Here is a 19055-nt window from a genome sequence, read left to right on the forward strand (position 1 = left end):
TCGGCGCCGAGGTGGGGGACTGCCGTCCCCCACGCCCCCTGCTGGGGGCTTCGCCCCCTTTCCCCCCTCGCCTCGTCTCGGCGGTGAATGTTCGATGAGGGATTTCAGTTCGGAGTTCGGCGCGCTTGAAAAGCGGCTGGCTGATGCGCGGGGGTATTTGAAGGAAGACGCGGCGCGGGCGCGCATCGTCGAGCTCGAAGCGGAGATGGCTCGGCCCGACCTGTGGGACGACCCCGCCGTCGGCAAGGCGGTGTCGAGTGAGTTCTCGGCGTTGAACGACGACGTGGCGACCATCGAGTCGCTGGCGAGCGCCATCGAAGACGCACAGACGCTGTACGAGCTCGGCGTCGAAGAGGGCGACGAGTCGGTCGAGGCCGAAGTGGCGGCGAACGTCGCCGAGCTCGAGCAGCGGTTCGAGGCGCTCGAGCTCCGGGCGCTGTTCACCGGCGAGTACGACGAGGGCGACGCCGTGTGCGAACTCCACGCCGGCGAGGGCGGCACCGACGCGCAGGACTGGACCGAGATGATGCTGCGCATGTACCTGCGCTGGGCCGAGCGCCGCGGCTTCAGCGTCGAGATCGACGAAGTCACGCCCGGTCAGGAAGCGGGACTCCTCAGTGCCACCTTCATCGTGAAGGGCCGCTACGCCTACGGCCTGCTCAGCGCCGAGCGCGGCGTGCACCGGCTGTACCGCATCTCGCCCTTCGACAGCCAGGCGCGGCGGCAGACGTCGTACGCGTCGTTCGACTGCGTGCCCTTCATCGAAGACTCCGACGACGAGATTCCGATCGACGAGAAGGACCTACGCATCGACCTGTACCGCTCGTCGGGCGCCGGCGGCCAGCACGTCAACGTCACCGACTCGGCGGTGCGGATCACCCACCTGCCCACGGGCATCGTCGTGTCGTGCCAGAACGAGCGCAGCCAGTTGCAGAACAAGAACCGCGCCATGCAGGTCCTCCAGGCCAAGCTCGCCGAACGGGCCCGCCAGGAACGGGCCGCCGAGTTGGCGGCGATGAGCGGGTCGCAGGGCTCGGTCAGCCGCGCCGGTGCCTTCATGCGCGGCTACGTGCTGGCGCCCTATCAAAAGGTCAAGGACGAACGCACCGGCTACGAGTCCGGCAACCCCGACGCCGTCCTCGACGGCGACCTCGACGCCTTCATGGAGGCGTGGTTGCGCTGGCGCCGTTCCTCAGAGGCGTAACGCCCGCTCGGCGCGGTGGCGCCACAGCGGCGGGAAGCGTTCGTCGTCGCGCATGATCCGCCACTGCGCGTCGGACGGGCCGCGCACCATGTCGCCGAGGGCGACGCTCGGCTGGGCAGAGGGCGTCACCTCGACGGCATCGCCGGCGGCGAGTTCACCTTCGGTGATGATGCGGAAGTAGGCGCCGGGGCGGCGGGCCTCGGCGAAGCGGTCGGGGAACGCGTCGTCGCCCATGCGGATGCCGAGCTTGAAGCACGGTTCGCGTGGCTGGGCGACCTCGAGTTCGACGGTGCCGACGCGCCAGCGATCGCCGACGGCGCAGGCCCGCAGGTCGATGCCCGTCGTGGTGAGGTTCTCGCCGAACGACGCCGGGCCGACGGCGACGCCGCCCGTGTCCGCCCACCACGCGTAGTCCTCGGCGCTGTACGCGTAGACGGCTTTGTCGACGCCGCCGTGCACGCGGCGGTCGGCTTGGTCGTCGCCGGCGAGATTGACACCGGCGACGCGGATGGGCCCGTCGACGGGCGTCTTCCAGATGGCGGAGTGCACCGTGCGGCCGCGCCACTGGGTGGCGCGCGGCGCACCGACGTTCACCGAAACCACCCGCACCACCACGCGGCGATCGTACCGATCGAGGCTGTTAGCACAGTTCGCGTGCCGCGGATTTCACGGGCGCTGCCTCTAGGCTTGACCGCCTAATGATTCGGTTGGAACACGTAACCAAGTCGTACAAGAACTCCACCGTCGCCCTGCGCGACGTGTCGATCAACGTCGACAAGGGGGAGTTCGTGTTCCTCGTCGGGCCTTCGGGATCGGGCAAGTCGACGTTCCTGCGCCTGCTCACCAAGGAAGAAAATCCGGACAACGGCCAGATCTTCGTGGCCGGCAAGGACATCGGTGAGCTGAGCTCGTGGAAGGTGCCGTACCTGCGCCGCAACATCGGCTGCGTGTTCCAGGACTTCCGGCTGCTGCCGAACAAGACGGTGCACGAAAACGTCGCCTTCGCCCTCGAGGTGATCGGCCGCCCCAAGCACGTCATCGACTCGCAGGTGCCCCAGATCCTCGAATTGGTCGGTCTCAAGGGCAAGTCCGAGAACCTGCCGAGCGAGCTCTCCGGTGGTGAGCAGCAGCGCGTGGCCATCGCCCGCGCTTTCGTCAACCGCCCCCTGATCCTGCTGGCCGACGAGCCGACGGGCAACCTCGACCCCAACACGACCATCGGCATCATGCGCCTGCTCGATCGCATCAACCGCACGGGCACGACCGTGCTGATGGCGACGCACGACCAGGGCATCGTCGACTCCATGCGCCGCCGCGTGATCGAACTCGACCGCGGCGTCAAGGTGCGCGACCAAGCACGCGGCGTCTACGGGAGCTGATCGACCGATGGCTGTTTCCGTCAACTACATCGCGCGCGAAACCGCGACGAACCTGCGCCGCAACATCGCCATGTCGATCGCCGCGGTGCTCACCGTCGCGGTATCGCTCGGTCTTGTCGGCTCGGCGCTGCTGATGCGCCAGGGCGTCAACAAGGCCAACCTGCAGTGGCGCGGTGGCATCGAGCTGTCGATCTTCATGCGACCCGACGCGCCGCAGGCGCAGATCGACGCCGTCGACCGTGAACTGCGGGCGACGCCCGAAGTGAAGCGCTACGTCTTCGTCGACAAGAAGGCGGCGCTGGCCGAGTACAAGAAGATCTTCGCCGACAACAACGACATCCGCGACATCATCACGTCCGAAGACGAGATGCCCACGTCGTTCCGCGTCGTGCCCACCCACGCCGAGCTGGCCGACACCATCGGCCGGCGTTTCAAGGTGCGCGCCGGCGTCGAGAGCGTGGCGTTCGCGTCGAAAGAAGTCGATGCGTTGTTGAAGACGACGCGCCAGCGCCAGGTGGCGTACTTCGGCGTCGCCCTCGTGTTGCTCGTGGGCGCAGTGCTGCTGATCTTCAACGCCATTCAGCTGGCCGTGCTCAACCGACGGCGTGAGATCGAGGTGATGAAACTCGTCGGCGCCACCAACTGGTTCATCCGCTTACCGTTCATGCTCGAGGGGTTGCTGCAGGGACTCATCGGCGGGCTGGTGGCGGCGCTGCTGGTGTACCTGTTCCGCGGGCCGATCTTCGACGTCGTGAGCGACCCGGCGATCACGCAGAGCCTGCGCAAGATCCACGCCACCGCCGCCGAAGCCCGCAATACGGGCATAGTGCTCATGGTCGTGGGTGCGGGCGTGGGTGCCCTCAGTTCCGCCCTCGCAGTTCGCCGCCACCTGCGTGTGTAACTAGTCACTCGCCCTGTACCCTCGGGTCGCTATGCGAACGAAGGCTGTCCTCGTGGCGGGGCTCGCGATCGCGCTCGTGGTTTCGGTTGGATTGCCGCGGGCCGACGCGTCGGCCCGGGTTCACGCTGTGAACAACGTCGTGCGCGTCGCCACGGCCAAGGTGAATGCCCCCGAGTACAGCTCGAACTGGTCGGGCTACGCGGTGCCGGCGCGGCCCAATGAACCGATCAGCGCCCTCAACGGTTCGTGGATCGTCCCGGCGATCCGCAACGCCCCGCCGGGGTTCTCCTCGTCGTGGATCGGCGTCGGCGGCTACCGAAGCAACGACTTGATTCAGACCGGTACGGCGTCGAGTGGTCGGCTCCAAGGCAACTACGCCTGGTACGAAATCCTGCCGGCGAACGAGACCCGCGTGACCGGTTGCAACGGCGATCCGGCCTGCGGTGTCCACCAGGGTGATCGCATGGCGGCGACGGTCGAGTACGTCGGCGCCGGTGCGTGGATCATCGCCCTCACGAACTGGGGCAAGAGCTACACCGCGCCCCGCTGGACGTGGTCGACGCGGGTGGCGTACGCCTCGTCGATGTCGTCGGCCGAGTGGGTGTTCGAAGCGCCGCAGATCGCGGCGACCCCGCTGCTGCCGGTGCAGACGATCCCGGCCAAGGCGGATCAGGCGAAGTTCCTCGCCGGTGCGGACTTCCGGGCCAACGGCGCCTGGCGGCCGCTCGCCCAGGCGCAGCCCTCGCGGATGATCATGGTGGACCCGGTGACGGGTCTCCTGCGCACGGCCACCCCGTCGATGCTCGGCGGCGACGGCCACTTCGCCGTGTGCGGTTACCGCACCAGCTGCAAGAACTTCTGAGCCGTTTCGGTGTTCCGCCTCGGCGCACCGTCTGACGCTGACCTGTCGGATCTGCTCGCCGCGGCGCGCGCGTCGGCGCCGAGCTACACCGGCGACCGGTCAGGGTTGCGCTACGACGAATACCGCGGCCTCGTCGGTCGTGACTGGGACCGCGCCCGAGACGGACTGCGGGCGTGGGCGGCGCACGCCGGCGCCGGCCTGCGCATCGACCCGACGGCCGCGCCGCTGCAGGTGGGCCAGACCGTGATTGCCAGCGGCGCGGTCGCCGGACCCCTGCACGTGATCGTCCCGTGCCGCATCTCCCACGTCGTCGACGACGCCGACCGGTTCGGCTTCACGTACGTGACGCTGCCGGGTCACCCGGAGTGCGGCGAAGAGACCTTCATGCTCACCCGTGACGGCGACGAGGTCGCGTTCACCATGTCGTCGTACTCGCACCCCGCCGAGTTGCTCGCCCGCCTCGGCGGACCGGTCAGCCGCATGATTCAACGCCGCACGAACCACGCCTACATCGCGGGAATGCGGGCGTTCGTCGCCGGATAGCGCGCTACACCCTCGGCGTACCGGGTATCCGCGCTTCAGACGCGAGTGCTTGGGCCAAAGAAATCATCGCTCGGTACGGAAGTACCGAGCGATGATCGAAGTCGTGGAGGTGAGGGGAGTCGCACCCCTGTGTCTCCGGGTGTTGCCAAGGCTTCTCCGAGCGCAGCCGATGATTGGTTTCGGTTCCTCGCACCACCATCGGCAGCGGTACGGGGCCCTAGTCAACTGAGGTTTCCTTTGTGGCCGGTTGACGCAGCCACGCAGTAAGCCCGACTAAATGGCGCCCGTAATCCGCAGGGTCAGGCGGCCCACGGCTGGACGTCGCTACTTAAGCAGCGAGTGCGAAGTTGTTGTTCGCGTTTATTGGTTTTTCCGACTCTTTAACGTGGATCCGGAGACCACGGCTCGCTTCACTTCGCTTCACGGCCAGAGATCGAAACTGGTTCACCCCCTAGGTGATGATGGGACTTCAATTGTAAACGTCAGCGACGGCGCCGTGATTCCCGATCGTCGTCCCGCTCCGCGTCGCGTTTCGCAATGGCGTGGCGTTTGTCGTACGTCCGCTTGCCCCGAGCGATCGCGAGGTCGACTTTCACCTTGCCGTCCTTGAACCGCAGCCGCAGCGGCACCAGGGTGAGCCGCTTCTCGTTTACGGCCTCAGCCATCGTCTCGATTTCCTTCTTGTGCAGGAGCAACTTGCGGCGTCGATCTGGATCGTGGGCGCCCCAGCCGGCGGCACGCGCATATGGCGCAATGTGCACGCCCATGAGGAAAACCTCCCCGTCGATCACGCGCGCGAACCCATCCGTTAGTTGGACCTGGCCGTCGCGGATCGACTTGACCTCGCTGCCCACCAGCTGGATTCCCGCCTCGAACACTTCGATGATCTCGAACTCGTGGCGGGCGCGGCGGTTCTCGATCGTGGGCGCACGCACGGTGAGCTTTTTCGACCCGGCCATAAGAGATGCGATGCTACGGCGGTGCTGCGGCTGCGACGCGACGTTTACTTGCAGATGATCGGCGACTGTTACGACAACTTGCCGAACGAAGCCTGCGGGCTGGTGGCCGGCCAGGGGGACAACGCAGCGCGCTGCTATCCGATCCCCAACGTCGCCCAGTCGTCGCGGGTCTACGAGCTCGACCCGAAGGGCCACCTGCGCGCCGATCGCGACGCCGAGGATCGCGGCCTGTCGATCCTGGGCGTGTACCACTCCCACACCCACACCGTCGGCTACCCGTCGCCCACCGATGTGGCCCAAGCGCCCGACCCGGGATGGCACTACATCCTGGTGTCGCTGGCCGACGAGGCGCCGTCGGTGCGTAGCTACCGCATCGTGGACGGGAACATCACTGAGGAGCCGGTGGTTGTCGTTGAGTAATGTCGCTCTCCGTGCCGGTTCAAGTTCGCATTCCTACGATCCTGCGCCCTGACGCGGGTGGGCAGGCCGTCGTCGAAGCCAACGGCGCGACGCTCGGCGAGATCTTCACCGATCTCGTGGCGCAATTTCCGGCGCTGAAAGACAAGGTCATCACCGAAGACGGCCAGCTGCACAAGTTCGTCAACGTGTACGTGAACGACGACGACGTGCGCTACCTCGACAAGCTCGACACCAAGGTGAGCGAGTCCGACTCCGTGACGATCCTGCCGGCCGTCGCCGGCGGGTAGCGCGCGTGCGCTACCAATCCATCGTCGACCTGATCGGCAACACGCCGCTGCTCGACGTCTCGCAGCTCTCGCCGAACCCGAACGTGTCCGTGCTGGTCAAGCTCGAGGGCTACAACCCGGGCGGGTCGGTGAAGGACCGCATCGCGCGGGCGATGGTGCTGGCAGCGGAGAAGGACGGCGCGCTGTCGCCCGGCGACGTGATCATCGAGTCCTCGTCGGGCAACACCGGCATCGGCCTCGCCCTCGTGGCCCGGGCGCGGGGCTATCAGCTCAAGGTCGTGCTGCCCGAGAACGTGTCGCCGGAGCGGCGCCAGCTGCTCGAGATCTACGGCGCCGAGATCATCCCGTCGCCCGGCTCCGAAGGCTCGAACGGCGCGGTCAAGGTGGCGCAGAAGCTGGCGGCCGACAACCCGCACTGGTGGTATCCGTACCAGTACGCCAACCCGGCCAACGTCGCCGCCCACTACGAAGGCACCGGGCCTGAGATCTGGGCCGACTGCCCGGAGATCACCCACTTCGTGGCGGGGCTCGGCACGAGCGGGACGCTGCTGGGCGTCGGCCGCTACCTCAAGGAGCGCAACCCGGCGGTCCAGATATGGGCGGTCGAGCCACCGGCGGGGGAGATGGTCGATGGGCTGAAGAACCTCGACGAGGGTTACATCCCGCCGATCTTCATCGACTTCGGGGGCGCCGACTTGCTCAACCGCAAGAAGATGGTCGGGCCGCGGGAGTCGATTGAAGGCGTGCGCGCCCTGGCGCAGATCGGCGTGCTGTGCGGTCTGTCGACGGGCGCGGCCTTCACCGGCGCGGTCAAGTGCGCCGCCGAGATCGAGTCGGGGACGGTCGTGTTCCTGTCGCCTGACGGAGCGTGGAAGTACCTGTCCTCGGAGGCGTGGACGGGCGACATCGACGAAGCGACAGAGCGCGCTCGCAAGACGCTGTACTTCTAACCTGACTCGCGCATGGACGCGCGGCCCATCGGGATGTTCGACTCCGGCTTTGGTGGCCTCACGGTGGCGCGCGCTGTCATGGATCTGTTGCCGTCAGAGGACCTCGTCTATCTCGGCGACACGGGCCGGTATCCGTACGGGCCGCGCGACCTCGTCGAGGTGCGCGGCTTCGCCCGCCAGATCACCCGCCACCTCGTCGAGGACTACGACGTGAAGGTCGTCGTGGTGGCGTGCAACACCGCAGCGGCCGCCGCGCTCGACGTGTTGAGCGAGGAGTGCCCCGTCCCCGTCCTCGGCGTCATCGACCCCGGCGCCCGCGCCCTTACCCAAACGACGGTGACGGGGCGCGTCGGCGTCATCGGCACGGTCGGCACCATCGGATCGGGTGCATACCAGCAAGCCGTGCGCGACGCGGCGGGCGATGCGCAGGTCACGCTGACGTGCGCCGCCTGCCCCGGCTTCGTCGAGTTCGTCGAGCGAGGCGAGACCGACAGCGAGCAGGTCTACGTCCTCGCCGAGCGGCTCCTCGAGCCGGTGCGCCGCGCCGGCGTCGACGCCCTGCTCCTCGGGTGCACGCACTACCCGTTCCTGGCCCGCACCATTGGCGACGTCATGGGCCGCGACGTCGTCCTTGTCAGTTCGGCCGACGAAACGGCGTTCGCGCTCAAGTCGCTGCTCGACGCCGCCGACCTGGCGTCGGAGTCCGGACGACCGGGCAAGCACCGCTGGCTGTCGACGGGCGACGCCGCCGAGTTCGCCCGCCTCGGCCGCCGCCTCCTCGGACCCGAACTCGACGTCGTCGACGCGCTTGAATGGCGGGCGTGACTACAACCCGACACGACGGCCGTCATCCCAACCAACTGCGCCCGGTGGAGTTCATCCGCGACTTCACCGAGTTCGCCGCCGGGTCGGTGCTGGTGTCGTTCGGCCGCACTCGGGTGCTGTGCACCGCGTCGGCGAACGAGGACGTGCCGCGCTGGATGAAGGGCAAGGGCAAGGGCTGGGTCACCGCCGAATACTCGATGCTCCCCGGATCGACACCCGACCGTAACGACCGCGAGGCGGCCAAAGGCAAGCAGAAGGGCCGCACCCTCGAAATCCAGCGGCTCATCGGGCGCGCCCTGCGCGCCGTCACCGACACCGAAGCGATGGGCGAAGTCGAGATAACGCTGGACTGCGACGTGCTCCAAGCCGACGGTGGCACGCGCACCGCGTCCATCTGCGGCGCCTACGTGGCGCTGCACGACGCGTGCACCCGCCTGGTCAGCGCCGGCGTCATGCCGAAGCACCCGCTGACCGATGCGTGCGCCGCGGTGTCGGTCGGCATCGCCCATGGCAACGCGGTCCTCGACCTCGACTATCACGAAGACCATCAGGCCGAGGTCGACATGAACGTCGTCATGACCGGTGCCGGCAAGTTCGTCGAGGTGCAGGGCACGGCCGAAGGCCTGGCGTTCTCGCGCGGCGAGCTCGACTCGCTGCTGCTGCTCGCCGAAGCCGGTATCCAGGAACTGATCGTGGCGCAGCAGTCCGTGCTGGCGCAGCCGCTCACTCCTCGCTCGTGAGCGAACGTTTCGTCCTCGCCACGGCGAACAGCGACAAGGCGGCCGAGATCTCCGACATCCTCGAGGGCTTCGAGCTCGTGCCGCGTCCCGACGAGATACCCGACGTCGACGAGACGGGCGACACGCTGGAGGAGAACGCCCGGCTCAAGGCGTGGGCGCTCGTCAACGCCACCGGACTCCCGGCGATCGCCGATGACACCGGCCTCGAAGTCGACGCCCTCGACGGCGCGCCCGGTGTGTACTCCGCCCGTTACGCCGGCGAGCACGCCACTTACGCCGACAACGTGAAAAAGCTGTGGGAGGCGATGATCGGCGCGTCGACGCGCACGGCGCGGTTTCGCACCGTCGCCCTCGCGGCGTTTCCCGACGGATCAGAAGTGATCGGCCACGGCGTGGTCGACGGCGTCATCGCCGATGACCCGCGCGGCGACAACGGCTTCGGCTACGACCCGCTGTTCGTGCCCGACAACGGCGACGGCCGCACCTTCGCCGAGATGACCCGCGCCGAAAAGGAGCGGGTGTCTCACAGAGGTAGGGCTTTCAGAGCCCTAGCAGCGGGGCTTCGCGCCCGCTAGCGCGCCCTCCTATTACCAGCCCCTCATGTCGACGGGGAACTCGTCGACGATCTCGTCTCCGTTCACTACCCACATCATCTCGTGGTAGGCGACCGTTGGGTCGACATGGGCTGGGATCACGCGCACGCGGTCGCCGACGGTGGGCGGCGTGGCGGGACCGTACGTGATGTGCTCGTCGGAGCAGAACCACACGTCGCCGACCTCGGAGGGCAGCGACGGGTTGCCGTGGTCCATGCCGAGTGACTTCAGTCCGGCGTCGCACACCGCGAACCCGTCGCTCACGGAGATGACCGTGCTCAACACGAACAACGCTTGGCGGAACGGCAACTCGAGCTTGTCGTAGGCGGTGTCCATCAGCGCGTACGAGCCCGCCTGAATCTCGTTGGCCCAAGAGTTGATGTCGTAGGTGCCGGTGCCGCCGGCGGAGACGAGGTCGCCGCCGACGTCGGCGTGTGCCGCCAGCAGCAACTCCATGGCCGTTTCGCACTGGGCGATGCGCGCCGCGCGATCGGGGTTGCCGACGACGTGGCCCTCGTAGCCCATCACGCCGCGCACCACGAGGCCGGCGGCGCGCGCCTCGTCGGCGAGCGCGCCCGCCTTCGCCGGGGCGATGCCACAGCGGGGGAGGCCGACGTTGACGTCGATCACGCACTCGTGCACGCCGCCTGCGACCGCGGCGGCGACCGTGGCTGACGAGTCGACGGCCACCGTGACGCGCGCGCCGGACGCGGCGACGGCACCGAGGCGGCGGGCGTCGACGACCTCGTTCGCCAGCAGGAGGTCGTCACCGAGGCCGGCGGCCGCCATCACCTCGACCTCGCGCACCGTCGCGCAGGTGAAGTTGGTATGACCCGCGGCGCGTTGACGCTTGGCGATGGCGGTCGACTTGTGCGCTTTCACGTGCGGGCGCAGGCGCGCTTCGGGCAGCGCCGCTGACATCGTGGCGATGTTGTGGTCGAACGCGGCGGCGTCGACGATCAGTGCGGGCGTCGTCAGGTCAGCGGTCGTGCGCGGCATTGCCGCCGACGCTACTGACTGTCCGCGTCCAGGAGCGTGCGAATGTCGTCGAGCCGGGCGCGCGCCGCGGTGGCGCCCGCCTCGATGAAGGTCTCGTTGTTCGAGAAGTCGAACGAGTTGCTGGCCGTCACCCGCGGGCGGATCACGACGTCGGCGAGGGGGAGCAGGGCGCGGATGCGCTCGCGCTCCATCGTGTTCAGCACGCGGCTCATGATCTGGTTGAGGCCGGGCAGCTTCCCGTTCACCTCGAACTCGGTGCTCTGGCCCGCGACATTGGACGCGATGACGACGCCGACGCCGGCGTCGCGCAACACGTCGGTGGGCAGGGGGTTCGCCACTGCACCGTCGATCAGCACGCGGTCGCCCACGCGCCAGGGGTCGAGGGCCCCGGGAATGCTCATGCTCGCGCGGATGGCGTCGGCCACCGAGCCCTCTTGCAACGTCACCGTGGCGCCGGTGGCGACATCGGATCCGACGAGCCACACGGGAATGGCGGCGTCTTCCAGGTTCGGCCCCACGTCCCACCTGGCGAACATGTCGCGCAGGCGTTGGCCCTTCCATACGCCGCTGCGCGGGGGGAAGTTCACGTCGAGTCGTCGCCAGTGGGTCGCTCGCGCGATGTCGTCGAGATAGCGCCGTTGCTGCGACTCGTCCTTGTCGAAGGCGACGGTGACGGCGGCCACAGCCCCTCCGCTGGCACCGGCGACGGCGTCGATCTCGACGTCGCCGGCCCGCAGCGCCGCGATAACCCCGAGATGCGCCGCCGTCTTGCTGCCGCCGCTCGACAGCGCCAGCCCGACGGCGCGCCCCGTCGCCCAGCGCACACCGCGCCGCAGCCCCGCCGCATCGGCGGGCAGGCGCACGATGCGGCCCCGCGGCACGGCGCCGACGAGCCAGGGCGGCGGCGCCGCGAAGCAGAGCACGTGATCGGCGCCGGCCACGACGGCCTCGGAGCGCGCCGAGCCCTGCTCGCCGACACCGATGAGCACAACGTCGAGGCTCGCGTCGTCGCTGCCGTAGTCAGGCGCCTTGACGCGGGTGAACTCGTGCGTCCCCGACAGCGTCGCACCGCCGACCGCGCCCACGGCGACGCGCCCGCCTCCGGTGGCGATCGCGTGGGCCATCGCCGCGACCTGCCGCGGCGGCCACACGATGGCGCGGCGGGCGGCCCGGCTGCCGACGAAGCGCTCGTTCGTCGCCACGATGCGACGGCCGAGGGCTCGGCTGATGCCCAGCGCCAGCGCCGGGTGGTCCGCCATGAGCGAGTCGAGGTCGGTGCGGCTGAGTTCGAGGAGATCGGCGTCGGTGTCGGCGATCACCGTGGCCGAGCGGGTTTCGCCCAACAACACCGCCAACTCGCCGACGAACGAACCCGGACCGAGCGTGGCGAGGAGATCGCCGTCGGGCGCGCTGAGCACGCGCAGCGTCCCACGCTCCACGAGAAAACACGTCTCGCCGGGATCGCCGGTGCGGAACAACACCGTGCCCGCCGTCACAGACAGCGGGCGCAAGACACGCTTGACTGCAGCGATCGTGCGTCGGGGCGCGCCGTGCAAAAACGGAAGACGATCGAGGGTCGACGAACTCATGACTGCAGCAAGGTACCTACGCCACGGGCGACGACGCCGTAGCGTTCGTCACATCGCACGACGGGGGAGGGACTAGATGCGGCCGGGTTTTCTTTGGCTCGCCGGTATCAGGGATTTGCAGTGGCGGCGCCGCCGCTTCGTCATCGCCGTGCTCGGCACCGCGTTGGTGATGGCGAACACGTTGCTGTTGACGGGTTTCCAGGCGACGTTCGACAACGAGATCCATCACACGCTGAAGCTCATCGACGCCGACGGTTACGTGATGCCGAAGGGGCGGCCCGGTCCGTTCCTCGGCGGCACGCCGATCCCGCTCGACATCGCGCAGCAGGCGGGCCGCCTCGACGGCGTGAAGGCGGCCTCTCCGATGATCATCACGCCCCAGGTCGACGACCAGAAGCACCACGCCGACATCTTCCTCATCGCGGCGCAGCCCGGGGGGCTGGGCACGCCCGCGCCGGCGAAGGGGCGAGCCCCCAGCGTCGACGGTGAGGCCGTGATCGACACCAAGAGCGGCTTGGGCGTGGGTGACACGTTCGCCATCAGTGGTCGCGCGCTGCGCGTCGTCGGCACCGTGTCACACGAGACGTTCAACGGCGGACGGCCCACGGTGTACACGACGCTGCACGAGGCGCAGCAGATTATGTTCGCCGGACAACCTTTCGTCACGGCGATCGCCGTCAAGGGTGTGCCCAAGCAGGTGCCCGACACCGCGCAGTTCATGACGTCGCAGCAGGCGGGCCACGACCTCAAGCGCCCGCTCGGTGACGTCATCAAGTCGATCTCGACGTTCCGCTCGATCCTGTGGGTCGTGGCCATCGCCATCGTCGGCTCGGTCGTCTACCTCTCGGCGCTCGAGCGCGTCGGGGACTTTGCTGTGTTCAAGGCGACCGGAACGGCCACCGTCGACCTGCTCGGGGCGCTTGTGATCCAAGCTGTCGTGCTCGCCGTGACCGCCTCGGTGGTCGCGTGCGCACTCGCGTATGGGTTGCGCGGGATGTTCCCCGTGCAGCCGCTGTTACCGGCGCGGCTGCAGCTCACGTTGCCCGTCGTCGGTGCCGTTATCGGCCTGCTCGCCAGTGGCGCGGCGCTGCGCCGCGCTGTCACCGTCGACCCGGCGCTCGCCTTCGGAGGCCACTGAGATGGATCTGGTCGTTCAGAACCTCACGATCGAGTACCAGAGCGGCGACTACACGCTGCGTCCCGTCGACGATCTGAGTTTTCGCGTCCCGAGCGGCTCGCTGGCTTTGCTGCTGGGGCCGAGCGGCTGCGGCAAGTCGACGCTGCTGTCGTGCCTCGCCGGCATCCTGACACCGACGAGCGGCATGGTGGCTGTCGGCGGCGAGCCCGTCACCGGCCTCACCGGTAGTGCGCTCACCGACTACCGCCGGCGCACCGTCGGCATCGTGTTCCAGGCGTTCAACCTCGTGCCCTCGCTCAACGCGGCGGAGAACGTCATGGCGCCGCTGCGCGCCGCCGGCGTCGGGCGCAGCGAGGCGAACGCCCGCGCCGCCGAGTTGCTCGCCGAGGTGTCGCTCAGCGATCGCGCCGACCACCTGCCGGCCCAGCTGTCCGGTGGCCAGCAGCAGCGCGTCGCCATCGCCCGGGCGCTCGCCCATGAACCGCCGATCGTGCTGGCCGACGAGCCGACGGCGCACCTCGACTACGTGCAGGTCGAAGCCGTGCTGCGGCTCATCCGCTCGCTGGCGCGGCCCGGCCGCTCGGTGATCGTGGCGACGCACGACGAGCGAATGCTGCCGCTGGCCGACGTCGTGATCGAGATGCTGCCGAAGTTCGTCGAGGGTGCCGACAAGCCGGAGAAGGTCACGCTCAAGCCGGGCGAGGTGGTGTTCGAGCAGGGGAGTCTCGGCGGGAAGATCTACGTCGTGGACGCCGGCGAGGTCGAGATCGAGCGCGACGGCAAGGTGGTCTACGTCAACAAGCCCGGGCAACACTTCGGCGAGATGGGCCCGCTGTTCAACCTGCCGCGATCGGCGACGGCGCGCGCAGGAGCCAGGGGCGCCAAGCTCACCGGCTACACGCTGCGCCAGTACGGCGAGATTGTCGGTCTCGACACGCTGGGCGACGTGCTCGGCAAGGCGGGACGCGCCAGCGCGCCGGCCAAGAAGGGGGCGGCCCGCAAGGCGCCAGCCGCCAAGAAGGCGCCGGCGAAAAAGCCGGTTCCGGTAAGGAAGACGGTCGCCAAGAAAAACGGGGCGGCCAAGAAGGCGGCCGCGCCGCGCCGCTGACTACCGGCCGACGACGGCGTGGAGCACCTCGCGTGCTGCGCCGAGGCCGCCGAGGTGGCTCTCGCCGGGACGGATGCGCAACTCGGCGTTGCGCAGGGTCGGGACGAATTGCTGGGCGTGGCTCAGCGGCACGATGTTGTCGGCGTCGCCGTGCCACCAAGTGACCGGTTGCTGCACGGCGCGGTGGTCGAAGCCCCAGTGGCGGGTGAAGAGGATGGCGTCGTCGATGAACGCCTGCATGCTCTTGCCGCCGTTGGTGCCGAGATCGTCGATGAACATGCTGCTGATCTCGGGCTGTTCGAGCACGATGCGATCGCCTTCAGGCGAGATGCGCGCGTAGAGGTTCAGTGCATGAATGCCAACCGGCCGCAGGGCGCGCACCAGCGCCGTGAGCGTGAGGCCCATAGGCCGGCGCGTCAGCGGCATCACCGGCGCGAAGCGCATGCCGAAGCCGACGAGTCCACCCTTCACCGCGTCGGGCCCACGCGTCGGGACGACGCCACCGAGGATGCCGACGGCGCGCACCCGGTCGGGTAACTCGTGCGCCAGCGCCAGCGCGTACGGGCCGCCGCCCGACAGGCCGATGACGGAGACCTCGTTGATGTGCAGGCGGTCGAGGACAATCTCGACGTCAGCCACGTGGTCGACGACGGAGCGGTGCAGATGCGGCGTCGACATGCCGACACCGGGCCGGTCGATACCGATGATGCGGATGCCTTCGGCATCGGCGATGCGCCGGGCCTCTTCGGGCACCTGGCGGCGCGCCCCGGGCGTGCCGTGGAACCACAGCACGGCAGTGCCGTCCGGTGGACCGAATTCGGCGATGCCCAGCTCACGATTGCCCCGGACACCGATCAGGCTTTCGACGCGCGGCGCCGTAATGATCGTCATCGCCCGCGATTCTGACAGCCTGGTGCGATGCAGCCGTCTTCGCGCTTCCTGCTCGCCGGCGCAGCCGCGGCGGCCTCGACGGCCAACGCCGTTCGCCCAGTGCTCTCCGGACCCGCGTCGATGGCGTCATTCGCGTTCGGCGTGGCGCCGTCCGAGCTGCCAATTCAGGCGGGACTGGTCGAGCTCGGCACCGCCGCGCTGCTCGCTCGCCGCGGTGGGGCGAAGGGGTGGCGCGGCGCGCTCGGACTCGCCGCACACGCGGCGTCCCTGGCGGGCCTGGCGTACGTCCACCGCCAAGCGGGACAAGCAGTGGGCATTCTCGAAGCGGCGCTCGTCGACGAGCTCGGCGCCAACTATCGCGGCCGCATCGACGCGTCCCTTGCGCCGACGACCGAATGGACGCTGAGTCGCACTCAGTTGCTGTTGCCCGACATGCGCTTGCGCCAGCGCTACCGCCACGCCCGTGACGTCAAGTACGGCGAGTTCGGCCGCAAGAACCACCTCGACGTGTGGAAGCGCGCCGACCTGCCCACCGACGCCAAGGCACCGGTGCTGCTCCAGTTCCACGGCAGCGCGTGGTCCGTCGCCCGCAAGGAAAACCAGGCCGAGCCGCTGATGGCGCACCTCGCCGAGCGCGGGTGGGTGTGCGTCACCGCCAACTACCGCTTGTCGCCCCGCGCCACGTGGCCCGATCACATCGTCGACGCCAAGCGGGCGCTGGCGTGGGTCAAGGAAAACATCGCGGCCCATGGCGGCGACCCCGACTTCGTCGTCATCACCGGCGGTTCGGCCGGCGGTCACCTGGCGTCGCTCGCCGCCCTCACCCCGAACCTCGCTGACTTCCAGCCCGGCTTCGAGGACGCCGACACTTCCGTCGCCGCCTGCGTGTCGTTCTACGGCGTCTACGACTTCGTCAACCGCCACGGCACCAGTCGCGCCGACATGGAGAAGTTCGTGGGCGACGTCGTGTTCAAGTCGAAGCTCGACGACGACCGCGCCCGCTGGGAGCAAGCGTCGACGATCAGCCATGTTGGCCCCCACGCCCCGCCGTTCTTCGTCATCCACGGCACCAACGATTCGTTGGTGCCCGTCGCCCAGGCACGCACGTTCGTCGGCGAGCTGCGCAAGGAGTCGACGCAGCCAGTCGTCTACGCCGAGTTGCCCGGCGCCCAGCACGCCTTCGACGTGTTGCCGTCCGTGCGGACGCACGCCTGCGCTCAAGCCGTCGACCGCTTCCTCGCTGTCGTCCGCAGCGAATACGTGGCGGCCAAGAGTGCGGGCGACAGGACTTGAACCTGCACGTCTTTCGACACAGGGACCTAAACCCTGCGCGTCTGCCAATTTCGCCACGCCCGCGTGTCGGGAACCCAGGCTAGGGGGCGTACAGTTCCGCCATGGCAATTGATCTCAGCCCGGTCGGCGACATCTATCAGCGCCTCCTCAAGGAGCGCATCGTGTTCCTGGGTACGCAGGTCGACGACGCGTCGGCCAACCTCATCTGCGCGCAGCTGATCCTGCTGGCGGCCGAGGAGCCGGACAAGGACATCTCGCTGTACATCAACTCGCCCGGCGGCTCGGTCACGGCGGGCCTCGGCATCTACGACACGATGCAGTACATCAGCTGCGACGTGTCGACGATCTGCCTCGGCCTCGCGGCGTCGATGGGGCAGTTCCTGCTCTCGGCCGGCGCCCCCGGTAAGCGCTACGCGCTGCCGCACAGCCGCATCCTCATGCACCAGCCGTCGGGCCAGATGCAGGGCCAGGCGACCGACATCGCCATCCAGGCCGAGCAGATCATCTACATGAAGCGCAAGCTCGCCGAGCGCACCGCCTTCCACACCGGTCAGACCGTCGAGCGGATCGAAGAGGACTCCGACCGCGATCGCTGGTTCACCGCGGAAGAGGCACTGGAGTACGGCTTCGTCGACAAGGTGATCGAGAAGGCGAACCTGGGCACCGCCGGGGCCGTCCAAGCGCTGTAACTGATTGGGGTGGCTGAGGGGACTCGAACCCCCGACTCCCAGGATCACAACCTGGTGCTCTAACCAACTGAGCTACAACCACCAAGGGAGCGAACAGTGTTGCATACCGTGGCCGCCGCGCAGCAAAGCGGTTTGGTCCGCGGGATCGGTGTCGCGGCCGTCGTCGCGGTCGCCGCGCTGTACCAGTGGGTCCGCTCCCAGCGGGGCAAGAAGCGGCGGTCCCACCGGCCCTAGGTGCCTCGCGGTTGGTAGATCGCCCGGTGGGCGACGCGGGCGACGGGCCGCGTGCCGTCGGCCAACTGCAAGACGTCGAGGTCGACGAAGCGGTGGCCGTTCTTCTCGAACACGTCGGTCACCCGAGCCCGCGTCTGGAGGCGTTCGCCGTCCACCAGCGGACTGAAGAACTGCGTCGTCGACTCGACGTGGATCCACGGGCCGAGCACGAAGTTCGCGGTGAGCACGAAGTTGCAGTAGCGGGCCAGCCACCCCGGGTGGGCGCACCCGTCGGTGCGGAACAGAGGGAGTTGCTCGCGGATGTCGTCGAGGTACGCCTCGGCGGCGTCGGCGTGGAAGCCGACCTCGAGGTAGCCCAGCGGCACTGACTCGAACGCCTCGGGTGACGCCGGCGTGCGGTTGCCGTCGCACTCGAAGTCCGGCCACCCGTCCACCGCTGGCGGCGCCACCGCGTCGTCGGGCAGCGTCGCGGCCCCCGACGCGCACAGCCCGCCGGCAGAGTCGTGCAGCGTCATGGCGTCGAGGGTGCCCGACACCGTCACGTCGTCGCCGTCGTAGACCGGCGACGCGAACCGCGCCGTCATGGTGCCGCGCTCGAGCCAGGCGCGTCCCCACGCCTGCGCCGGCGGGTGACACAGGTAGGCGTACACGTCGACGCCCGGCACCAGGCCCCCGCGGAAGCCGAGGTTGCGGGCGACGGCGTCGTCGTGGATCTTGTTCGCCGATTCGGTGGCGGTGTTGAAGGCGTTGACGGTGTAGGGCAGGGCGGCGGTCACGCCGCCATGTTGGCGCTTTTCTGCCAGCCGATGAGGGAGACGAACTCCGAAGGCTGGGCCACGCTGCGGGTCGAGTCGACGCGTTCGCACGTTTCGGTGGGCGTGCGGTACAGCGTCGTCGTGCCCGTGCCGTCGGCGTTGGCGACCATGACGTCGAAGCTGCGCCCGAACGTCTTGAGGTGGTTCGTGTTGGCGAGGAACGCGATCTGGCGATCGTCGGGCGACCACACCGGCTCGGCCATGCGGGCGCGGACAACGGCGGTGGTGCCGCAGTACGTGGCGCGCACCGCGGCGCGGCGCGCCACGAGGCGCGGGTCGCCGCCGCTGATCGATCCCACCCACAGTTCGTCGCCCGCTGACGTCTGGCGCACGGCGGCGATGTGGGTCCCGTCGTGCGACCAGGCGGTGCGCGCCTTGGGGTCGACCGGGGAGAGCGCGCTGGCCGACGGTGCGAGGCCGTGGCCGTCGGCGCGGACGGAAAACGCCGTCGGGCGACCGACCGGCGTGTCGGCGGTGCCGAACACGACACGGGCGCTGTTCGGCTGTGCGGTGTTCGTCGCGGGTGTGGGCGCCGAAGCGGAGGCGGAGAGGATGGCGACGTTCGCCGTCAATATCGTCGCGATGACCGCGACGATGACGGGCTGAGCGCGGCCAAGCTCTGCCATGCAGAGCCCT

The 19055-nt window shown here is 68.8% G+C and carries 23 protein-coding genes, 2 tRNA genes and 1 other RNA gene; 16 read left to right on the plus strand and 10 right to left on the minus strand.

The window, feature by feature from the left end:
• Nucleotides 1-94 precede the first annotated feature (94 nt).
• On the plus strand, nucleotides 95-1204 hold the full coding sequence (gene prfB, locus VHC63_08660) for a peptide chain release factor 2 (GenBank protein HVV36660.1): 1110 nt from the start codon (nucleotides 95-97) through the stop codon (nucleotides 1202-1204).
• On the opposite strand, the gene VHC63_08665 is transcribed toward prfB, so the two are convergent.
• Nucleotides 1193-1819 carry an MOSC domain-containing protein gene (locus VHC63_08665; protein HVV36661.1) on the minus strand — a complete coding sequence of 209 codons (627 nt, stop codon included), beginning with the start codon at nucleotides 1817-1819 and terminating at the stop codon, nucleotides 1193-1195. The genes prfB and VHC63_08665 overlap by 12 nt on opposite strands.
• Before the next feature lie 83 nt (nucleotides 1820-1902).
• Here VHC63_08665 and ftsE point away from each other — a divergent pair, with 83 nt between their 5' ends.
• The 4 genes from ftsE to VHC63_08685 are packed head-to-tail and all read left to right on the plus strand — an operon-like array spanning nucleotide 1903 to nucleotide 4889.
• Nucleotides 1903-2583, plus strand: coding sequence for a cell division ATP-binding protein FtsE (ftsE, locus tag VHC63_08670; protein HVV36662.1), 681 nt, complete (start codon nucleotides 1903-1905; stop codon nucleotides 2581-2583).
• A gap of 7 nt (nucleotides 2584-2590) precedes the next feature.
• Nucleotides 2591-3484 carry a permease-like cell division protein FtsX gene (locus VHC63_08675; protein ID HVV36663.1) on the plus strand — a complete coding sequence of 298 codons (894 nt, stop codon included), beginning with the start codon at nucleotides 2591-2593 and terminating at the stop codon, nucleotides 3482-3484.
• Between the two features lie 31 nt (nucleotides 3485-3515).
• Nucleotides 3516-4346, plus strand: a complete 831-nt coding sequence (locus tag VHC63_08680) for a G1 family glutamic endopeptidase (GenBank protein ID HVV36664.1) — start codon at nucleotides 3516-3518, stop codon at nucleotides 4344-4346.
• Between the two features lie 9 nt (nucleotides 4347-4355).
• On the plus strand, nucleotides 4356-4889 hold the full coding sequence (locus VHC63_08685; GenBank protein ID HVV36665.1) for a DUF1990 domain-containing protein: 534 nt from the start codon (nucleotides 4356-4358) through the stop codon (nucleotides 4887-4889).
• 101 nt (nucleotides 4890-4990) lie between these two features.
• On the opposite strand, the gene ssrA is transcribed toward VHC63_08685, so the two are convergent.
• Together ssrA and smpB are read right to left on the minus strand one after the other, a co-directional pair.
• Nucleotides 4991-5341, minus strand: a transfer-messenger RNA (tmRNA) gene (ssrA, locus tag VHC63_08690).
• Between the two features lie 30 nt (nucleotides 5342-5371).
• The gene (gene smpB / locus VHC63_08695; protein HVV36666.1) at nucleotides 5372-5848 is read right to left on the minus strand and encodes an SsrA-binding protein SmpB; all 477 of its coding nucleotides are present in this window, start codon (nucleotides 5846-5848) and stop codon (nucleotides 5372-5374) included.
• A gap of 21 nt (nucleotides 5849-5869) precedes the next feature.
• On the opposite strand from smpB, the gene VHC63_08700 reads away from it, so the two are divergent.
• From VHC63_08700 to rdgB, 6 genes are read left to right on the plus strand one after another with little or no spacing between them, the layout of a single operon-like run.
• The gene (locus VHC63_08700) at nucleotides 5870-6268 is read left to right on the plus strand and encodes a M67 family metallopeptidase (protein HVV36667.1); all 399 of its coding nucleotides are present in this window, start codon (nucleotides 5870-5872) and stop codon (nucleotides 6266-6268) included.
• A gap of 11 nt (nucleotides 6269-6279) precedes the next feature.
• Complete coding sequence (locus tag VHC63_08705) at nucleotides 6280-6555, plus strand: ubiquitin-like small modifier protein 1 (GenBank protein ID HVV36668.1); 276 nt, start codon at nucleotides 6280-6282, stop codon at nucleotides 6553-6555.
• A 5-nt stretch (nucleotides 6556-6560) separates the two neighbouring features.
• Nucleotides 6561-7505 carry a cysteine synthase family protein gene (locus VHC63_08710; protein ID HVV36669.1) on the plus strand — a complete coding sequence of 315 codons (945 nt, stop codon included), beginning with the start codon at nucleotides 6561-6563 and terminating at the stop codon, nucleotides 7503-7505.
• Between the two features lie 12 nt (nucleotides 7506-7517).
• Complete coding sequence (gene murI / locus VHC63_08715; protein HVV36670.1) at nucleotides 7518-8330, plus strand: glutamate racemase; 813 nt, start codon at nucleotides 7518-7520, stop codon at nucleotides 8328-8330.
• Nucleotides 8327-9070, plus strand: a complete 744-nt coding sequence (gene rph / locus VHC63_08720; protein HVV36671.1) for a ribonuclease PH — start codon at nucleotides 8327-8329, stop codon at nucleotides 9068-9070. Before murI ends, rph begins: the two co-directional genes overlap by 4 nt.
• Complete coding sequence (rdgB, locus tag VHC63_08725; protein HVV36672.1) at nucleotides 9067-9645, plus strand: RdgB/HAM1 family non-canonical purine NTP pyrophosphatase; 579 nt, start codon at nucleotides 9067-9069, stop codon at nucleotides 9643-9645. Before rph ends, rdgB begins: the two co-directional genes overlap by 4 nt.
• A 12-nt stretch (nucleotides 9646-9657) precedes the next feature.
• Here the strand turns inward: rdgB and VHC63_08730 are convergent, their stop codons facing one another.
• Together VHC63_08730 and VHC63_08735 are read right to left on the minus strand one after the other, a co-directional pair.
• A complete protein-coding gene (locus VHC63_08730; GenBank protein HVV36673.1) occupies nucleotides 9658-10662 on the minus strand; it encodes an alanine racemase in 1005 nt (334 codons plus the stop codon).
• A gap of 11 nt (nucleotides 10663-10673) precedes the next feature.
• Entirely contained in the window at nucleotides 10674-12251 is a 1578-nt protein-coding gene (locus VHC63_08735) for a cyclic nucleotide-binding and patatin-like phospholipase domain-containing protein (GenBank protein HVV36674.1), read from the minus strand.
• 76 nt (nucleotides 12252-12327) lie between these two features.
• Between VHC63_08735 and VHC63_08740 the strand changes: the two genes are divergently transcribed.
• Both VHC63_08740 and VHC63_08745 read left to right on the plus strand, forming a co-directional pair.
• On the plus strand, nucleotides 12328-13389 hold the full coding sequence (locus VHC63_08740; GenBank protein HVV36675.1) for an ABC transporter permease: 1062 nt from the start codon (nucleotides 12328-12330) through the stop codon (nucleotides 13387-13389).
• A 1-nt stretch (nucleotide 13390) separates the two neighbouring features.
• Nucleotides 13391-14497 carry an ATP-binding cassette domain-containing protein gene (locus VHC63_08745; GenBank protein ID HVV36676.1) on the plus strand — a complete coding sequence of 369 codons (1107 nt, stop codon included), beginning with the start codon at nucleotides 13391-13393 and terminating at the stop codon, nucleotides 14495-14497.
• Here the strand turns inward: VHC63_08745 and VHC63_08750 are convergent, their stop codons facing one another.
• Nucleotides 14498-15388 carry an alpha/beta hydrolase gene (locus VHC63_08750; protein ID HVV36677.1) on the minus strand — a complete coding sequence of 297 codons (891 nt, stop codon included), beginning with the start codon at nucleotides 15386-15388 and terminating at the stop codon, nucleotides 14498-14500.
• A gap of 27 nt (nucleotides 15389-15415) precedes the next feature.
• Here VHC63_08750 and VHC63_08755 point away from each other — a divergent pair, with 27 nt between their 5' ends.
• Nucleotides 15416-16681: an alpha/beta hydrolase gene (locus VHC63_08755; GenBank protein ID HVV36678.1), complete on the plus strand. Its 1266-nt coding sequence runs from the start codon at nucleotides 15416-15418 to the stop codon at nucleotides 16679-16681.
• Here VHC63_08755 and VHC63_08760 read toward each other — a convergent pair.
• Nucleotides 16663-16744 (minus strand) — tRNA-Leu (locus tag VHC63_08760). The two genes, VHC63_08755 and VHC63_08760, sit on opposite strands and share 19 nt — an antisense overlap.
• A 38-nt stretch (nucleotides 16745-16782) precedes the next feature.
• Here VHC63_08760 and VHC63_08765 point away from each other — a divergent pair.
• Nucleotides 16783-17370, plus strand: coding sequence for an ATP-dependent Clp protease proteolytic subunit (locus VHC63_08765; protein HVV36679.1), 588 nt, complete (start codon nucleotides 16783-16785; stop codon nucleotides 17368-17370).
• A 5-nt stretch (nucleotides 17371-17375) separates the two neighbouring features.
• Here VHC63_08765 and VHC63_08770 read toward each other — a convergent pair.
• Nucleotides 17376-17452: transfer RNA gene (locus VHC63_08770), tRNA-His, on the minus strand.
• A gap of 14 nt (nucleotides 17453-17466) precedes the next feature.
• Here VHC63_08770 and VHC63_08775 point away from each other — a divergent pair.
• Nucleotides 17467-17604 carry a hypothetical protein gene (locus tag VHC63_08775; GenBank protein HVV36680.1) on the plus strand — a complete coding sequence of 46 codons (138 nt, stop codon included), beginning with the start codon at nucleotides 17467-17469 and terminating at the stop codon, nucleotides 17602-17604.
• Here the strand turns inward: VHC63_08775 and VHC63_08780 are convergent.
• Both VHC63_08780 and VHC63_08785 read right to left on the minus strand, forming a co-directional pair.
• The gene (locus tag VHC63_08780; GenBank protein ID HVV36681.1) at nucleotides 17601-18380 is read right to left on the minus strand and encodes a hypothetical protein; all 780 of its coding nucleotides are present in this window, start codon (nucleotides 18378-18380) and stop codon (nucleotides 17601-17603) included. The genes VHC63_08775 and VHC63_08780 overlap by 4 nt on opposite strands.
• Entirely contained in the window at nucleotides 18377-19045 is a 669-nt protein-coding gene (locus VHC63_08785; GenBank protein HVV36682.1) for a hypothetical protein, read from the minus strand. Before VHC63_08785 ends, VHC63_08780 begins: the two co-directional genes overlap by 4 nt.
• Between the last annotated feature and the right edge of the window lie 10 nt (nucleotides 19046-19055).

Source organism: Acidimicrobiales bacterium, assembly GCA_035546775.1.
Lineage (GTDB): Bacteria > Actinomycetota > Acidimicrobiia > Acidimicrobiales > JACCXE01 > JACCXE01.